At 68.9% G+C, this 15,667-nt stretch carries 14 protein-coding genes; 8 read left to right on the forward strand and 6 right to left on the reverse strand.

What is annotated here, in order from left to right:
- Positions 1 to 46 precede the first annotated feature (46 nt).
- From rodA to mreC, 4 genes are read right to left on the reverse strand one after another with little or no spacing between them, the layout of a single operon-like run.
- Positions 47 to 1,198, reverse strand: coding sequence for a rod shape-determining protein RodA (gene rodA / locus HUA75_RS20045; protein WP_141648961.1), 1,152 nt, complete (start codon positions 1,196 to 1,198; stop codon positions 47 to 49).
- Positions 1,182 to 3,224: a penicillin-binding protein 2 gene (gene mrdA / locus HUA75_RS20050; protein WP_141648962.1), complete on the reverse strand. Its 2,043-nt coding sequence runs from the start codon at positions 3,222 to 3,224 to the stop codon at positions 1,182 to 1,184. The genes rodA and mrdA overlap by 17 nt, the downstream gene beginning before the upstream one ends.
- The gene (locus HUA75_RS20055) at positions 3,221 to 3,721 is read right to left on the reverse strand and encodes a hypothetical protein (RefSeq protein ID WP_141648963.1); all 501 of its coding nucleotides are present in this window, start codon (positions 3,719 to 3,721) and stop codon (positions 3,221 to 3,223) included. Before HUA75_RS20055 ends, mrdA begins: the two co-directional genes overlap by 4 nt.
- The gene (gene mreC, locus HUA75_RS20060; RefSeq protein ID WP_141648964.1) at positions 3,718 to 4,578 is read right to left on the reverse strand and encodes a rod shape-determining protein MreC; all 861 of its coding nucleotides are present in this window, start codon (positions 4,576 to 4,578) and stop codon (positions 3,718 to 3,720) included. Before mreC ends, HUA75_RS20055 begins: the two co-directional genes overlap by 4 nt.
- Before the next feature lie 218 nt (positions 4,579 to 4,796).
- Between mreC and HUA75_RS20065 the strand changes: the two genes are divergently transcribed.
- Entirely contained in the window at positions 4,797 to 6,368 is a 1,572-nt protein-coding gene (locus HUA75_RS20065) for a SurA N-terminal domain-containing protein (RefSeq protein ID WP_174487289.1), read from the forward strand.
- A gap of 85 nt (positions 6,369 to 6,453) precedes the next feature.
- Here the strand turns inward: HUA75_RS20065 and HUA75_RS20070 are convergent, their stop codons facing one another.
- Positions 6,454 to 7,551, reverse strand: coding sequence for a diguanylate cyclase (locus HUA75_RS20070; RefSeq protein ID WP_141647666.1), 1,098 nt, complete (start codon positions 7,549 to 7,551; stop codon positions 6,454 to 6,456).
- Positions 7,552 to 7,609: 58 nt separating this feature from the next.
- On the opposite strand from HUA75_RS20070, the gene HUA75_RS20075 reads away from it, so the two are divergent.
- Positions 7,610 to 8,203 carry a nucleoside triphosphate pyrophosphatase gene (locus tag HUA75_RS20075; RefSeq protein WP_141647667.1) on the forward strand — a complete coding sequence of 198 codons (594 nt, stop codon included), beginning with the start codon at positions 7,610 to 7,612 and terminating at the stop codon, positions 8,201 to 8,203.
- 2 nt (positions 8,204 to 8,205) lie between these two features.
- Positions 8,206 to 8,877, forward strand: coding sequence for a YggS family pyridoxal phosphate-dependent enzyme (locus HUA75_RS20080; protein ID WP_174487290.1), 672 nt, complete (start codon positions 8,206 to 8,208; stop codon positions 8,875 to 8,877).
- Positions 8,878 to 8,908: 31 nt separating this feature from the next.
- Here HUA75_RS20080 and HUA75_RS20085 read toward each other — a convergent pair whose 3' ends face one another.
- Positions 8,909 to 9,118 (reverse strand): hypothetical protein, encoded by a 210-nt coding sequence (locus tag HUA75_RS20085; protein WP_174461901.1) that lies wholly within the window; start codon positions 9,116 to 9,118, stop codon positions 8,909 to 8,911.
- Between the two features lie 322 nt (positions 9,119 to 9,440).
- On the opposite strand from HUA75_RS20085, the gene HUA75_RS20090 reads away from it, so the two are divergent.
- The 5 genes from HUA75_RS20090 (at position 9,441) to HUA75_RS20110 (ending at position 15,641) form a co-directional block, all read left to right on the forward strand.
- A complete protein-coding gene (locus HUA75_RS20090) occupies positions 9,441 to 10,247 on the forward strand; it encodes a DUF3108 domain-containing protein (protein WP_174461900.1) in 807 nt (268 codons plus the stop codon).
- 25 nt (positions 10,248 to 10,272) lie between these two features.
- Positions 10,273 to 11,964: a DUF4091 domain-containing protein gene (locus HUA75_RS20095; protein WP_174487291.1), complete on the forward strand. Its 1,692-nt coding sequence runs from the start codon at positions 10,273 to 10,275 to the stop codon at positions 11,962 to 11,964.
- A 21-nt stretch (positions 11,965 to 11,985) separates the two neighbouring features.
- Positions 11,986 to 12,903, forward strand: coding sequence for a DUF3108 domain-containing protein (locus tag HUA75_RS20100; RefSeq protein ID WP_141647672.1), 918 nt, complete (start codon positions 11,986 to 11,988; stop codon positions 12,901 to 12,903).
- 122 nt (positions 12,904 to 13,025) lie between these two features.
- Positions 13,026 to 14,495 (forward strand): hypothetical protein, encoded by a 1,470-nt coding sequence (locus tag HUA75_RS20105; protein ID WP_174487292.1) that lies wholly within the window; start codon positions 13,026 to 13,028, stop codon positions 14,493 to 14,495.
- 48 nt (positions 14,496 to 14,543) lie between these two features.
- Positions 14,544 to 15,641, forward strand: coding sequence for an imelysin family protein (locus HUA75_RS20110; protein WP_174487293.1), 1,098 nt, complete (start codon positions 14,544 to 14,546; stop codon positions 15,639 to 15,641).
- The last annotated feature ends 26 nt before the right edge of the window (positions 15,642 to 15,667 follow it).

Consider the following 15,667-nt stretch of genomic DNA (forward strand, 5'->3'; position numbering starts at 1 on the left):
TCCTTCGCTTTGGAGCACCGGTTCGAGCGTCGCGGCTCGCGACGTCTCAGAACATGTGACGCCGCATGCTGATGTTCACCAACAAGCCAATGCTGAGCATCACGGACATCATGGAAGACCCGCCATAACTCATCAGCGGCAGGGTAATTCCCGTCACCGGGAGCAGGCCGATGACCATGCCGATGTTCTCGAACACCTGCCAGAAGAGCATGGCGACGACGCCCACGGCCACGAAGGCGCCGAACCTGTCGCGGGCGTTGAACCCCACGCCCAGGCCGAAGATGAAGATGGCGCCGTAGAGGACGAGCAGGAGCGTGCACAGCACGAAGCCGTGCTCCTCCGCCCAGACGGAGAAGATGAAGTCGGTGTGCTGCTCGGGCAGGAAGCGCAGGCCTGTCTGGGTGCCCTCGCGCCAGCCCTTGCCGGACACACCGCCGCTGCCCACCGCGATTTTCGACTGGGCCGCGTGGTACCCGCTGCCGCGCAGGTCCGCCTCCGGGTCCAACCAGCCTGAGATGCGCTGACTCTGGTGCTTCTTCAGGTGGTGCCGGACGATGGTGGGCCGGGGCTCCGGCACGTCGCGCACGTAGTCGTTCCAGATGACGATGGCGCCCGCGAGGATGGCCGCGACGAGCGTGGCCACCAGGTACCAGCGCACCTTGCCGAAGAGGATGACGGTGAGCGAGGACAGGCCAATCATCAGCGCGGTGCCCAGGTCCGGCTGGACGAGCACGAGGACGAAGGGCACGCCCACGACGAGGACCGGCTTCCACAGACGGACCAGTCCGTAGGACGGCTCATTGGGGCGGAAGTCGTCGTGGTAGACCTTGGCCAGCATCAGCACGACGCCAATCTTCATGAACTCCGCGGGCTGGAGGCGGAACGGGCCGATGACGAACCAGCTCTCCGCGCCCTTCGCCGTGTGGCCGATGAAGCGCAGGGCGATGAGCGCCAGGATGTTGGCGACGTAGATGGGCATCGCCATGCGCTGAATCCAGCGGTAGTCCACCAGACACACCACCAGCACGGCGACGACGCCCAGCCCCAGGTAGAGCGCCTGGCTGGACCACACCGGCGCGAGCGGAGGACGCGACGCCGAGGCGAGGTTCCAGATGCCCAGCAGCGACACGCCCAGCACGCAGATGATGAGGCCCCAGGGAACGTGGGGCACCATCCGCCGCTCAATCCGGAGTTGCATGGGTGTCCTCCAAGGCCTCTTCGTCGCCCGGCAACAGCTTCGGGGGCTTCACCCCGCGCGTCAGGGCCGCCTCGTCCGGAGACGGCGCGCGCAGCACCGAGGGGGTGTAGGGCTGATTGGGCCGCGGCGGCGGCGCCGAGGCGTCCAGCTTCTTCAGGTCCAGGTACTTCTGGATGACGGCCATCGCCGTCGGCGCGGCATCCACGCCACCGTGGCCACCGTGCTCGTTGAGCACGACGACGGCGATCTCCGGCTTGTCCGCCGGGGCGAAGCCCGCGAACCAGGCATGGTCTCTCTCGAAGTAGCTCATCTGGTGCGTCCTGAGGCGGATGGCGCCCAGGCGCGCCACCTGGGCGGTGCCCGTCTTCGCCGCGACGAGGACGTCCAAGTCGCGCATGCCCTTGAGGCGTGAGCGGTAGGAGGTGCCGCCCGGCTCGTGGGCCACCTTCACCAGGCCCTCGATGACGGACTTCAGGTGCGCCGGGGGAATTTCCACCCGACGGACGACCTCCGGCTTGAACTCCTGGACCACCTGCCCGTCCAGGTTCTCCAGCCGCTGGACCATCTGCGGCTTGTAGAGCGTGCCGCCATTGGCGATGGCCGCGTACATCAGCGCGAGTTGGAGCGGCGTGACGTTGTTGTCGCCCTGGCCGATGGCGCTGTTGAGCGCCATGCCCTTGGTGTAGCCGCCCGGCGAGGCTTTGTCGTGGTACGCGCTGGTCGGCATGATGCCCGGCACTTCCGCCACCACGTTGATGCCGGTGGGGCTGCCCAGGCCCAGCGACTTGCCCATCTCTCCAATCGGGTCCAGGCCGATGGTGTCCGCCACCTTGTAGAACCACGTGTCACACGAGCTCTTCATCGCGTCCAGGCCGTTGACCGGACCGTGGCCTCGGTCCAGGTGGCAGCGCCAGGTGCGCGCGCCCAGGCGGTAACCACCCGGGCAGTTCACCACCGTCTCCGGACGGAAGGCGCCGGACTTGAACGCCGCGAGCGCGGTGACGACCTTGAACGTGGAGCCCGGGCTGTAGTGCTCCGCGGCCACGCGGTTGACCATGGGCTCCAGCGGGTCTCTGGACAGCTGCGCCATCTGCGTGGGCGTCACGCGCCCCGTCAGGAGGTTGGGGTCGAAGCCGGGCCGCGACACCAGCGCGCGGATGAAGCCCGTGTGCACGTCGATGGCGACGACAGCGCCCGTCACGCCAGGGAAGGCGCGCTCGGCCTCTTCCTGCAGGCGCATGTCGATGGACAGGACCACGTTGCTGCCCGCCTGGGGCTGCACCACGGCGTTGTCGCCCAGCTTGACGTTGAGCTCTTCAATCTTCTGGCCGCGCGCGTTGACCACTTCCTTGCGCACGCCGTCCCGGCCGCGCAGGCGCTGCTCGAAGTAGCGCTCCAGGCCGCGACGACCGATGTAATCCCCCAGCGCGTAGCGCGAGCCGTCGCCGTTGAGGCGCTCCAGCTCCTCCTGGGTGATTTCGTTCATGTAGCCCAGCACGTGCGACAGCACCGTGTTGGTCCGGTAGTGGCGGTGCGGCACGGGGGCCACTTCCACGCCGTCCAGGATATCGCGGCGGGCGGCCAGCCGGTCGTACTCGTCCCGCGTCAGGTCCACGCGCACCGGCACGGGCTGGAAGGGCGCGTTGCGCCGGCCCTGCCGCACCAGGTCCTCCACCTTCTTCGCCTGGTCGGCGTCCCACTGGAGCAACTCCGCCAGCCGGGGGATGACCTGCTCGGAGCAGTCGGTGCAGAAGGCGGGTGTGACGACGGCGTCGAAGGACGGGCGGCTGTCGACGAGGATGGTGCCGCGCGCGTCCTTGATGACGCCGCGGTCGGCGCGCAGGCGCACCTCCTTGACGAAGTTGGCCACGCTCTTGGCGGAGTACTCCTCGCCCCGGGTGATTTGCAGCCGGTAGAGCTGGATGGACAACACGCCCAGCAACACCGTCATGGCCAGGCCCAGCCACAGGAAGCGCCGGCGCAGCTCGCGGCCCGGCGTCGTGTTGCCCAGCGTCGGAGGCGTCACCTCAGCAACCCCGCCGGACGGTCCTGCGCCGCCTCGAAGCGCCGCAGCAACGGGAAGAGCGCCAGGGCCGCGGCTCCGGTGAGCGCCACCTGCACGGGCAGCCCCGCCAGCACCGGCCCCGTGCCACCGTCCTTCACCGTCAGCCAGGTGAAGAAGGTCGCCAGAAGGCCGTGCCCCACGTCCGCGCCCATCGCGAACAGCGCGAAGGACAGGCCGCCTCGCACGTCCACGAAGGTCGACACGAGCCGCCCCACCAGGAAGGTGAAGACGGCGAGGAAGGTGAACAGCCCCGTGGGCTGGCCACTCATCAAGTCCAACAGGTAGCCCACCGCGAACGCGGAGAAGGCGCCTTCCAGCAGCGTGGCGCGCAGGGCGAGGAACGCCACCAGCACCACGGTGACGTCGATGCGGCCCAGCACCAGGCCCGCCTGCTTGACGACCACGGACTCCAACGTGAGCAGCGCCAGCGCGATGCCCACCGTCACCAGGAACTTCATTTCGACGCACCCTCCGCCGCGCTGCCCTGCGCCATCGCGCTGTAGGGACTGCCCACCACCAACACCTCTTCCAGCTTGCTGGTGTCCACCGCCGGCACGATGTCCCCACCCTGGAACATGCCGTGTTCCTTCTTCTCTAGATGGGTCACCCGGCCCACCACCAGCCCCGGTGGGTAGATGCCATCCGTGCCCGAGGTGATGATGAGGTCTCCGTCGTCCACGTCCTCGGTGCGCAGCATGTTCTCCAGCTTCAAAGGTCCGCTGCCAGCACCCGACGCCGTGCCCCGCGCCCTGGAGCGCTGCACCCGCACCGCCACCCGGCTCTGGGAGTCCGTCACCAGCGCCACGTCCGAATAGCTCCCCGTGGCCCGGATGACCTGTCCCACGATTCCATCCGGCGTCACCACCGACATGCCCCGGAAGACGCCCTCCTTCTCCCCCGCGCTGATGCGCACCGACAAGAGCTTGGCCACCGGATTGACGCCCACCACCCGCGCCGGAATCTCCGGCCCCGCCGCGGCCTCCGCGTAGCCCAACAGCTTGCGCAACCGCTCGTTCTCCGTGCGCGACTCGCCCAGCGCCTGCACCGAGGCCCGGAGCTGGAGGTTCTCCAACCGCAGGGCGTCATTCTCCTGCCGCACCCCGCGCAAATCCAGGTAGTGCCGCACCGCCGACACCGAACCCTCGATGGAGGCCGTGAGCACCTGCTGGACGGGCGACGTCACCGCGATGACCGCCCGGTCGATGGGGTTGGGGTCCCTGCCCTTTCGCCCGCTCAGCAGGAAGGCGACCAGCGGGTAGAGCAGCAGGACGCCGACCATGAGGGGGCGCCGATATCGCTTGAGGAGCGACAGCACAGAGGGGAATTCCGGGGTGGGAGGGAAGTGCGGAGGGTGGGGGTCCGGCTAAACTCTCTAAATCGCTTGCATTTTCCGGTGCAGTGTCCTAGGCAGTCAAGGCCCTGTGACGGGGGTGGCCGCAGGTCAACCACCCTTCGGCCGGGCTACCAACAACACCGCGTCGCGAGTCCTTCCGCACGACTTTTCTCGGCGCGTTTGCTCTCGAAGTGACGACAATGGACGGTCTGAACCCCCGGAAGGTCTTTTCCCTGCTGTTCATCATCGGCATCGCGGTGGTGTTCACGCTTTCGTTCGGGCCGGGCAGCTCCGGCTTCGGCTCCACGGGTCCCGCCACCACGGCGCCGGGCTCGGTGGCCAAGGTGAACGGCAAGGAAATCCCGCTGCGCGACTTCGCCACGGCCTGGGCCCGGCAGATGAGCTTCCTGCGATCGCAGGGCAGCCCCATCCCCGAGTCCGTGGCCCGGCAATTCGGCATGCACAACCAGGTGATGGACAGGTTGGTGAACACGGAGCTCCTGGCCCAGGCGGCCGAGCAGCGTGGCATCACCCCGTCCGACGAGGAGCTGCGCAAGCTCATCCACCAGAACACGGACTTTCACGCCAAGGAGGGCGGGTTCGACTTCTCGCGCTACCAGCAAGTACTGCGCGACTTCTACCGGAAGACGCCCCAGGAGTTCGAGACCGAGCTGCGCCGCCAGCTGGCCGCGCAGAAGATGATCGAGGTCGTCCGCGCCAACGCGGTCGTCTCCGATGACGAGGTCCGGGCCCGCTACGAGAAGGACGGCAACCAGGCCAAGGTCGTCTTCGCGCGCTTCCTGCCCACCATGTTCGCGGACAAGGTGACGGCGCCCACGCCCGCGCAGCTGGCGGACTGGAAGAAGGCGCACGAGAAGGAGATCAAGGACTACTACGAGGCCAACCGCTTCGTGTACCAGCAGCCCGAGCGCATCCGCGCCCGTCAGGTGCTGGTGAAGCTGCCCCCGGAGGCCACCGCCGAGCAGAAGGCGGAGGCGCTCAAGAAGGCGGAGGCGCTCAAGAAGGAGATCGACGGCGGCAAGGACTTCGCCACGGTTGCCCGCGACAGCAGCGAGGACCCGGGCAGCAAGGCCCGCGGCGGCGACCTGGGCTGGGTGGAGCGCGGTTCCTGGGAGCCGGCGCTGGCGGACGCGGCCTTCGCGCTCACCGCGGGCGGCGTCACGCAGCCGGTGGAGACGAAGTTCGGCGTGCACCTCGTGAAGGTCGAGGAGAAGCAGCCGGCGCAGGACAAGAAGCTGGAGGAGGTCCAGGACGAGATCGCCACCACGCTCTTCAAGCAGGAGCGCGCCAAGGAGCTGGCGAAGACGGAGGCCGAGAAGGCGCTGGCCACCGTGCAGGGCGGCAAGACGCTGAAGGAGCTGTTCCCGCCGGAGAAGGAGCAGCCCGCGCTCTTGCGCTTCGAGACGGAGACGCGTCCGGAGGCCGTGGAGACGGACAGCTTCACCGCCGAGGGTGAGGCCGTGCCGCACCTGGGCCCCGCGCCCGCGCTGGTGAAGGCGGCCTTCGCGGCCACCGCTCCCCAGGTGCTGGGTGAGACGTTCCCCGTGGGCGAGGGCTTCGTGGTGGCGCAAGTGGTGGAGCGCCAGAAGCCGGACGCCGCGGGCTTCGAGGCGAAGAAGGACACCCTGCGCGCCCAGGCCCAGCAGGCCAAGCAGATTGAAGTGACGGAGTCCTTCCTCAAGGCACTGAAGAAGAACGGCAACGTCGTGACGAACACCGAGGCCATCGACTCGGTGGTGGGCGCCGGGTAGTCGTCGTCCCGCACGACGCAGTCCCACGAGGGCCGGGCCGAGGGTGTTCCCCTCCCCGGCCCTCGGCCTTTGCGGGCCAGGTGCTTCAGCGCGCCGGGAAATCGGAGCCGTTGCCGCTGCCTGTATCCGGCCCCCCGGGCTCGGCGACACAGATGGCGTCCCGCCCCCGGGCCTTGGCCCCATACATGGCGAAGTCCGCCGAGCGGATGAGCTCCAACGCGGAGGTGGCGTGTTCCGGGAACGTGGCCACGCCCACGCTGGCGGTGACGCGCACGTCCAGGCCGTGCTCCTGGAGGAAGGAGCGCCCGCGGAACGCCTCGCACACGCGCTGGGCAATCTGGGCCGCGCCGTCCTGGTCCGTCTCCACCAGGAGGATGGCGAACTCGTCGCCGCCGTAGCGGAAGACGGCGTCCAGGCCGTTGCGCCCCAGGGACATGAGCAGGTCGCCCACCTCCTTCAGCGTGGCGCTGCCCATCAGGTGCCCGTGCCGGTCGTTGACGCTCTTGAAGTGATCCAGGTCCAGGAAGACGAGCGACAGCGGATGCCGGAAGCGCGCGGAGCGCTTCACCTCCGTGTCGAGCAGCGCGCGCAGGTGCCGGGCGTTGTAGCAGCCGGTGTGCTCGTCAGTGATGGTGAGCTCCTGCACCCGGCGGAAGTTGCGCGCGTTCTCGATCGCGATGGCCGCGTAGTCCGCGATGGCGGTGAGGGTGGTGAGGTCGTCGTTGGAGAACGGCGGGTCCGTGGGGCCGTTGACCAGCTCGATGACGCCCAGCACATGGCCTCGGGACAAGAGGGGCACGGCGAGGATGGAGCGGGTGTGGAAGGCGGAGGCCTCGTCGAAGCGAGGCGAGAAGCTGGGGTCGCCGCCCACGTCGTGGACGAGCCGGGCCACGCCCGAGGAGAAGACGGCGCCGGCGATGCCCTCGCCGGGGTTGAGCTGCAGGCCCTTGAGGACGCCCGCTCCCTCGCCCACGGCGATTTCGAAGTAGAGCTTTCCGGTGCGCTCATCCTGGAGGATGAGGGACCAGTTGCGAGGCAGCAGCAGGCTGCTGACCTTCTGCATGACGAGCGCGAGCACCTCGCGCAGCTCCAGCGTGGACGTCAACGCCTTCGCCATCTCGTTGAAGGCGGCCAGTTGTTCCACTGTCCGCTTCATGGCCGACAGGAGGTCCGCGGGATTCATCCGTAGAGTCCACTCCGAGGCGCAAGTCTGCTAAGGACGCGACGCCTGGAGCCGTAACATGCACACGCACGCTGATCAAACGTTGCTCGTCCTGGCCTCCGGTTCTCCCCGCCGCAGGGACTTCCTGTCGCAACTGGGTCTCACTTTTACCGTCTCCGCGGCGGACATCGACGAGACACCCCGCCCTGGCGAGGAGGCAGGCCCCTACGTCCTCCGGCTGGCCCGGGAGAAGGCCGCCGTCGTGGCCGCCCGCTCCCCAGGCGCGTGGGTGCTGGCCGCGGACACCACCGTGGCCCTGGGCTCGGAGCTCCTGGGCAAGCCCCAGGACCCGGCCGAGGCCCGCGCCATGCTCGGCCGACTGTCCGGCAGGACGCATGACGTCCACACCGGTGTCGCGCTCGCGGGCCGCCACGAGGAGGCGCTCGTCGTGCGCACCCGCGTCACGTTCCGGGAGCTGAGCGCGGCGGAGATCGCCTGGTACGTCGGCACCGGAGAGCCCGTGGACCGGGCGGGCGCCTACGCCATCCAGGGCAAGGGCGGCTTCCTCGTCGCCTCCGTGGACGGAAGCCCCACCAACGTCGTCGGACTCCCCCTGGGGGAAACGCTCGCGCTGCTCGAGCGCGCTGGCGTGCCCCTGGCCTGGAAGCGATGACCATGGGCTCGGACGTCGCGGAGCGGCTGGCGTCGGTGCGAGCGCGGGTGACCTCCGCGTGTGCTCGCGCGGGGCGCCCCGTGGAGTCGGTGACGCTGGTGGCGGTCTCCAAGCTGAAGCCCGCGGCGCTGATCCGCGAGGCCTACGCCGCGGGCCAGCGCGACTTCGGGGAGAACTACGCGCAGGAGCTGCGGGACAAGGCCGTGGAGCTGGCGGACCTGGAGGGCCTGCGCTGGCACGCGATTGGCCCCCTGCAGACCAACAAGGTGAAGTACGTGGCGAAGGTGGCCAGTGCCTTCCACGCGCTGGAGCGGCTGGAAGTCGCGCGCGAGCTGTCCAAGCGGCGCGAGGGCCTGGCTCCCCTGCCCTGCTACGTCGAGGTCAACGTGGGCGGCGAGGCCACCAAGTCCGGCCTGGAGCCCTCGGCCCTGCCCGACTTCCTGGCGCAGGCGCGCGAGTTGCCCGGGCTGCGGCTGGTGGGACTGATGTCCCTGCCCCCGCCCACCGACGACGAGGCCCGCGCGCGCGGCTACTTCCAGGCGCTGCGCGAGCTCGGGCAACGCCACGCGCTGACCGAGCTGTCCATGGGCACCACGCACGACTTCGAGCTGGCCATCGAGGCGGGCGCGACGCTGGTGCGCGTGGGCACCGCCATCTTCGGCGAGCGGACCTGAGACGACCGAGCTTGCTCGCTGGCGGGCCGCCTCAGATCTCCTTGAACTTCATGCGGCCTTCCGCGCTGATGCGAACGCTGTATTCGCACCCGCAGTAGTTGCAGCGCAGCTCGTCACCGTCCCCGAAGCCGTCAGGCACGGGGTTGTTGGCGTCGCAGCCCGGGCAGTCGAACTCCTTGTTCTTCCCCACCGGGGCCGATTCCTTGTGGTCGTCATCGTCGAAGTCGTAGTTGCCGGCCATGTTCCCGTGCCTCCGTGGCAAGGCGCCGCCTACCTGTAGGCGCCAGTTCGGAAGGCTAGCAGCGGTGTCGGCCGGTGGACATGGCCGGCTTGCTGGAGGGCGGCCGGGCCTGGGCCGCGAAGAGGCGCCCGGGGGCCCTCGCGTGCGAGACTGCGTCCCCGCTCGGCCCTTGCGTCGCCCCCACGGCCAGGGAACGAGCGTCCGTTGAATGCCCGGGGGACGGGCACGTCCATGGAAATGTGGAGTGGCGGGAATGGTTCGGGGGCAGGGCCTGGCAGGTAGCAGGCAGGCTACTTAACTTCCTAGCGATGGAGCTCAACCGATGCGTGCGCAGTCCAATTGGGGGTTCGCGGCGATGCTGGCGGGCCTGGTCTGGTCAGCATCGGCCGTGGCCCAGGAGCCTTCCGCGAACCCGGCGTTCGGCCCCGGTGAGCAGGCGCAGTATCGCGTGAAGTACCTCGGTGTGACCGCGGGCACCGCGCAGGTGACGGTGGGCTCTCCCATGAAGCAGTGGGGCGAGGACGTGTGGCCCATCGTCGCGGTGGCGCGCTCCGACGCGCTCATCGGCGTGTGGCCCATCAAGGACAAGTTCGTGTCGTACTGGAAGGCCAGCACCCAGCGCGTCGTCGGCAGTGACTTGCACGCGGACGAGAACGGCAAGCGCCGCCGGCAGCGCATCAAGATGCAGCCGGATGGCAAGAGCGTCTTCGTCGTCAAGCAGAAGGAAGGCGAGTCGCCGCGCGAGTCCACCGCCGAGGTCGTCGAAGGGACGCTGGACGTGACGGGCGCCACCTTCGCGCTGCGCAACCAGGAGCTGGCGGTGGGCGGTGAGTACGCCTACCCCGTGTTCACCGGCAGCAAGAGCTTCACCATGCGCGCCAAGGTGGAGTCGCGCGAGACGATGAAGACGGAGCTGGGCACCCAGGAGGTGTTCAAGACGCGGGTGCAGGCGGAGTTCGGCGGCAGCCTGACGTCGAAGCGGGACATGTTCGTCTACCTCACCACGGACGCGCGTCACGTGCCGGTGCGGGTGGAGGCGGAGTTCGCGCTGGGCATGGTGGTGGCGGAAATCACCGACTACCAGCCCGGGCGCACCATGACGGTGGCGAGTGCCGAGAGCGGTGGGTAGCACCGCTGGAGAGTGAAGGGGGCGGATGGGCGCGGGCTGGGCGTGGGTGGTGATGGCGGCGGTGGCCGCTACACCGGAGCCAATGGTGGTCTCGGCCCTGGTCAAGGTGCGGCCCGGTGCCGCGCTCCAGGGGCGGCCCCAGGCACGCCTGAGCGTCGCGCGCGGCGAGTGCGAAGGCGTGCAGGTGGTGCTCCCCGGCACGGCCCGGCAGCTCAAGGTGACGCCCCTGTTCCTCGGAGGCCCTGGGGAAGCGCTGCCCGCGGCCCTCTGGCGCGAGGGATACCTTCCGGTCCACCTCGCATCCAACAGCCAGGGCGACCAGGGAGCCTGGCCGGATCCACTGCTGCCGCTGAGCGCCCCCGTCCCCGACGGAGACCCGGACCTGCCCACCGTCCTCTACGTGGAGGTGTGCGCGCCGGAGGGCCAGTCTCCGGGCACCTACCGGGGCACGTTGAGGGCACGCTTCAACAAGGTGGAGCGCGTCGCGGTGCCCTTCACGGTGGAGGTGCAGCCCTTCGTGCTGCCTGCGACGTCCTCGCTGCCCACCAGCTTCGGCATCTCCCTCTACAGCATCGCCCGGGGACACGGCCTGAACCCGGACTCACCGGAGGCGCGCGCGCTGCTGCGCGCGTACGCACGCGTCCTGCTGGAGCACCGCGTGAGCGCGCACGGCATGAGCATGACGCCGCCCCCGGTGCGCTTCGAGGACGGCAAGGCCCTCCTGGATTGGAGCGAGTACGACGCGGAGATGGGGCCCTTCCTCGAAGGAACCCTGCTGGACTCCGGCGCCCGCTTCACCACCGCGGACCTGCGCGACAACAAGCAGGCCGTCACCGAGGAAGAGAAGGTGGCGTACTACCGCGCCTTCGCCGAGCACTTCCAGACGAAGGGATGGCCCGCGCAGCTCTTCTTCTACACCAAGGACGAGCCGAAGCCGGAGGACGTGCCGCTGGTGCTGGCGCAGTCGCGCCGTGTGCGCGCCGCCGGTGGAAGCCGGGTGCTCATCACCAGCCCGCTCGATGCCACGCTCGCGCCCGCCGCGGACATCCTCGCGCCCACGCTCAACTGCTTCTATCCCCGCTCGGGCCCCGCCACCTGTCGCGCCGTGCACGAGCTCGCGGAGCTGCGCGCGAAGCTGCCCGAGGCCACCCAGGTGTGGTGGTATCAGAGTTGCAATTCGCATGGTTGCAACGGCGGCCCCGCTCCGGACTCCGCGCGGGAGCGGGCCTACAGCGGCTGGGCCTCGTACATGGTGGACCACCCCGCCCCGCTCAACCGGGCCATGGGCCCGCTGGCGTTCGCGAGTGGCGTGGATGGCGAGCTCTATTTCGACACCGTCTTCGCCTACAACACGAAGGAGGACCCCTGGACGGACCTCCTCGAGTTCGGCGGCAACGGCGACGGCACCCTCTTCTACCCGGGCACGCCCAGACACCTGGGAGATTCCGGACACCACCCGGTGCAGTCGCTGCGGCTCAAACACTTGAGAGACGGCCTGGAGGACTACGAGTACCTCCGTCTCCTCTCCGAGCTGGGAGACCAGGCGTTCGCCCGAGACGCGGCACGTCACCTGGTCCGGTCGGGTTGGGACATCAGCCGGGATGCGCGAGAATGGACCCAGGTCCGCCAGCTCGTGACTGCCCGGCTCCGGCAGCGATGGTCGACGTCCGAATTTGCGAAGCGTCCGGGCCGTCACACGCCCCAGAGCACCCCGTAGTCCCTTGTGGAAGGAAGATGGATGAGCTCCCTGCGCACCCTCCTCGCGGCCTGGCTGATGCTGTCCTCCGGCGGCACCGCCTGGGCTCAGCTCCCGGACACGGAGGCCGACAAGCCCGAAGCCGACAAACCCGCTGAAGCCAGCGCGGCGGCGACACCCGAAGAGCCCCCCATCACCGTGGAACCGTGCGCCCAGGCGCTGCCCGCGCTGCGCATGCCGTTGGCCTTCATGCCCGGCGAGGTGCTCGAGTTCGACCTGGACGCCATGGGCGCGCAGGCGGGCAAGATGACCCTGCGAGTCCAGAAGCAGCAGGACGGGCAGATCCCCGTGCTGGCCGAGGCGCAGACCAACTCCTTCTTCTCCAAGGTCCGCCGTGTCCGGGGCAGCGCCACCACGTGGCTCCACCCGAAAACACTGCGCCCCAAGCGCTACGTGGAGGACGCCACGGAGAACGAGATGCGCCGCAAGGTGGAGGTCGCCTTCACCCACAAGGACCGCGCCATCAAGGTGGACTACCAGATCGGCCAGCGCGCCAAGGGCCAGTACAACTACACCTACGACAAGGACGGCCTCGACGTGGCGGGCTCCATCTACCTGCTGCGTCAGCTCCCCCTGGAGGAGAACATGTCCGTCTGCTTCGACGTGTACGGCGTGCGCCGGCTGTGGCGCATGCAGGGACAGGTCCTCAAGAAGGAGCAGGTGACGACGCCCCTGGGCCAGTTCACCGCGTGGCACCTGCAGGGCACCGCGGTTCGGTTGGACCGCCCCAAGCAGAAGCGCGAAGTGCACGTGTGGCTCTCCGACGATGCACGCCGTCTGCCCCTGGCCGCCGTGGGCACCCTGGACCTGGGCGCCGTGCGCGCCACCCTCACCTCCGTCAGCCGTCCCGGCGAGAAGCGCCAGGAAGCCGGCCCCGGCAAGGAAGAGATGAAGTGGTGACGAGAGGCTGAAGTCCCCTCGGGAGAGGCCCGGTGCGCGGTATTCCGGGCCTTTCTTGCTGAACACAATTTGATTCTGGTTTGCAAAATCAAAATCGCGAGCGTAGGGTGCGCGCCGCTCCGATGCGCCCACGCTCTTGCTTCGTCCGTTCATCCCTGCTGCTCTGTTCCACGCTGCTGTTCTCCGGCACGGTTGCCCGAGCCGAAGCTCCGGCCGGTCCCCAGGCGCCCCCAGCCCCCCAGGCCGAGCCCGCCGTGGAGCCGCCTTCGGCTCCCCAGGTGGAGCCCGCGCCTTCGGCTCCGGCCATCGCCGAGCCCGCGCAGCCCGCTCCGGTTCCCGCCGCACCGCCCGCAACGCCCCCGCTGGGGCCCACGCGTCCCAAGATCGACGTCTACGTCACGGCGTACGGTGAGTTGCAGTTCGCCTACTTCAACTACGGGCTGGACCAGAACCGGGCGGGTGGTGCGCAGCGCGACTCGCGCATCGAGTTCGACACCAACCGCTTCGTGATTGAAGTGAAGGGCGGCCTGCCCGACTACGGTCTCGAGGCCGAGGTCGAAGTCGAATTCGAGCACGGCGGCACCGGCTCCGCGATGGAGCTGGAGTACGAGGAGTTCGGCGAGTTCGACCAGGAGCTGGACAAGGGCGGCGAAATCCTCGTCGAGGAGATGTTCCTCTCGAAGAAGCTGGGGGCCAACGCCGCGCTCGCGGTGGGCCGCTTCTACGTGGCGGTGGGCACGCTGAGTGAGTTCTCGCGGCCCACCGACTACCTGGGCACCAACCGCGACGAGGCGGAGACGAGCATCATCCCCAACACGTGGGACGAGATGGGCGTGCGCCTGCGCTACAAGTTCCCCTGGGGGCTGCGGCTCACGGGCCAGTTGGTGAACGGCCTGGACTCCACCGGCTTCAGCTCACAACTCTGGTCGGCGGGCGGACACCAGCGCCGCTTCGAGGTGCAGCGGGCCACGGACATGGCGCTCGTCGTCCGGGCGGACGTCACGCACTTCGACGGGTTCACCTTCGGCGTGTCCGCCTATCACGGCGACACCACGCGCAACCGTCCCAAGGCGGACCTGGTGAAGAGCTGCGAGGAGGCGAACCCCCGGGAAGTAGCGCCGTGCGGCTACGTGTCGGCTCCGCTGACGCTGCTCGACGCGCACCTGTCCGTGCGCAAGGGCCCGTGGAGCGCGAAGGCCCTGGTGATGTACGGCCACCTGAAGAACGCGGAGCTCGTCTCCCAGCGCAACGCGCGCCTGTCCAACCTGCTGGGAGTGATACGCACGCCGGTGTCCGACAACGCGTTGGCCGTGTGGGGCGAGCTTGGCTACGACATCGCGAGCGTGGTGGGGCTGAGCGACTCGCACCACCTCTTCCCGTTCGTCCGTTACGACTACGCGGACACGCAGTTCAAGCCGCGCGAGGAGCTGTACGACAACCCGCGCTTCCGGCGCTCCGTCTACACCGTGGGCCTGTCCTACAACCTGATGAACGTGGCGTTCGCGAAGCTCGACTTCGGGCACCGCCGCCTGGGCTCCTCCGCCTTCCGGCCGGAGAACACCCTGCGCTTCGCCACCGGCTTCAACTACTGACGTCGGCCCAGGTGCCTGCGTCCACCAACCCCCAACGAAAGGTCAGTCATGAAGCGTATGTCCCTGCCCCTCCGCCTGGCGCTCGCGCCGGCGCTCCTGTCCAGCGCGCTGTTCCTCGGCGCCTGCGGCGACGACTCCGACAACCCCACCGACGACTCCAAGGTCACCCAGGAGCTCGTCGTCACGTTCGCGGACAAGGTCGTGGTGCCGACCTACGCGCGGCTGGCCACGCGGCTCACCGAGCTGGACGCGGCCTGTGTCTCGCTGGCGGCGGCGCCCACGGCGGACAAGCTGGCGGCGGCCAAGGCGGCGTGGCGCGCGGCGCGCATTCCCTGGGAGCAGAGCGAGGGCTTCCTGTTCGGTCCCGTGGACAGCTTCGGCTATGACCCGGCGCTGGACAGCTGGCCGGTCAGCCACACCGAGTTGGAGGCCGTGCTGGCCAACAACGACGCCCTCACGCAGCAGTACGTGAGCAACCTCAAGAACGAGCAGAAGGGCTTCCACACGCTGGAGTACATCATCTTCGGCAATGGCGGCACCAAGACGGTGGGCCAGCTCACGGCCCGCGAGTTCGAGTACCTCAAGGCCCTATCCGCGGAGCTCAAGGCCGTGGGCCAGATTCTGCACGGCCGGTGGGTCCAGTCGGTGGAAGGCAACGCGCCGTTCCGTGACACGCTGGCGACCGCGGGCCAGTCGGGCAACTCCGCGTACCCGTCCGTGCAGGCCGCCGCGCAGGAGATGGTGGGCGGCATCACCACCATCCTGGACGAGGTCGCCAACGGGAAGATCGCCGAGCCGTACGACACCCGCGAGCCGGACGTGGTGGAGAGCCAGTTCGCGTACAACTCGCTGGAGGACTTCACCAACAACATCCGCAGCGTGGAGAACGCCTACCTGGGCCACCTGCCGGGTGAGACGAAGACGGGCAGCGCCCTGCGCGACGTGGTGGGCGTGGACAGCACGCTCGACGTCAAGATCCGCCAGCAGATCGCCGGGTCCATCAGCGCCCTGGCCGCCATCGCCGAGCCGTTCCGCGAGTCCATCACCAACGAGACGGAGCGCCCCAAGATCGTGGCGGCGCAGGAAGCCATCCGCACCCTGCACGACACCTTCCAGGGCGAAGTGCTGCCCCTGGTGACGAAGTAACGTAGGGTGACAAGCGAAGGTGAACG

The sequence above is a fragment of the Myxococcus sp. CA040A genome (assembly GCF_013336725.1).
Lineage (GTDB): Bacteria > Myxococcota > Myxococcia > Myxococcales > Myxococcaceae > Myxococcus > Myxococcus llanfairpwllgwyngyllgogerychwyrndrobwllllantysiliogogogochensis.